The following is a 1,251-nucleotide window of genomic DNA, read 5'->3' on the forward strand; positions in this document are numbered from 1 at the left end:
GTGAACGAGCCCCATGAAAGACAGGACACCGTTTCCCCCTTACGATAAGGGATAGGCAAACGGTTATGTTTATGACTAACAGCAACGATAAGAGTGGGGAGCTTTTGGGCCAGGAGCGGCGGCGCCGCTGGAGCCCGGAGCAAAAGCTGGCGATGGTTCGCGAGAGCCTTGAGCCAGGACAAAGTGTGTCGGTCGTCGCTCGGCGCAACGGCATCAATGCCAACCAGTTGTTCCTGTGGCGCAAGCTCTATCAGGACGGCAGCCTGTCGGCGGTCAGCGCGGGTGAAGCCGTGGTGCCGGCCTCTGAGCTGAGCGATGCACTCAAGCAGATCCGTGAACTGCAACGGATGCTGGGCAAGAAGACGATGGAAGCAGAAATCCTCAAAGAGGCCGTGGAGATCGCCCGGTCGCGAAAATGGATTGCGCACTCACCCTTGTTGCCGGGGGACGACCAGTGAAGCTGGTCAGCGAATGTCTCGGTGTGGCGCGCTCGCAATTAACGGTTCGAATCAAGCAATCGGTATCGCCCAAAGTACGGCGAAGCARGCCTGTGAACGACGCTGAGTTGGTGGCCGAAATCCAGCAACAGGTCAGCGAACTGCCCAGCTATGGCTACCGTCGTGTCTGGGGATTGCTGCGTCGCGCCCGTGAAACCCATTTGCTGCCCGCGATCAACGTGAAGCGGGTTTAYCGGGTCATGCGTGATCACAACTTGCTGCTTGAGCGCCGGATCAAACAGCCCGGTGTGCCGCGTCGGCACGAAGGCCGAATTGCGGTGGAAACCAGCGATACACGTTGGTGCTCGGACGGCTTTGAGTTCCGTTGCGAGGACGGCGCCAAACTGAGCGTGACCTTCGCCCTGGACTGCTGTGATCGCGAAGCCATCGGCTGGGTCGCGAGCCCGACCGGGTACAGTGGCGATGATATCCGCGACTTGATGCTGGAAAGTGTGGAGAAGCGCTTCGGTGATCAACTGCCCGCCAYGCCGGTGCARTGGCTAAGCGACAACGGCTCGGCCTACACCGCCGAACAAACGCGCCTGTTTGCTCGACAGATCGGTTTGCAGCCAGTGACCACACCGGTGCGCAGCCCGCAGAGCAACGGCATGGCCGAGAGCTTCGTGAAGACGATCAAGCGGGATTATGTGGCGCACATGCCCAAGCCGGATCGAGAAACGGCGCTGCGTAACCTGGCAATTGCCTTTGAGCATTACAACGAGCAGCATCCGCACAGCGCTTTGAACTATCGCTC

1 protein-coding gene is annotated in these 1,251 nt (G+C 59.7%); it reads left to right on the forward strand.

Features of this window, described 5'->3' with window-relative positions; all coding sequences use genetic code 11:
• Nucleotides 1-71 precede the first annotated feature (71 nt).
• A protein-coding gene (locus AC1DSG_RS31250; RefSeq protein WP_477794307.1) for an IS3 family transposase occupies nt 72-1,251 on the forward strand; the annotation gives its coding sequence in 2 pieces (ribosomal slippage) (nt 72-417 and nt 417-1,251; 1,181 coding nt annotated over the 2 pieces). This gene is flagged as partial in the annotation.

The organism is Pseudomonas sp. P5_A12 (genome assembly GCF_056400685.1).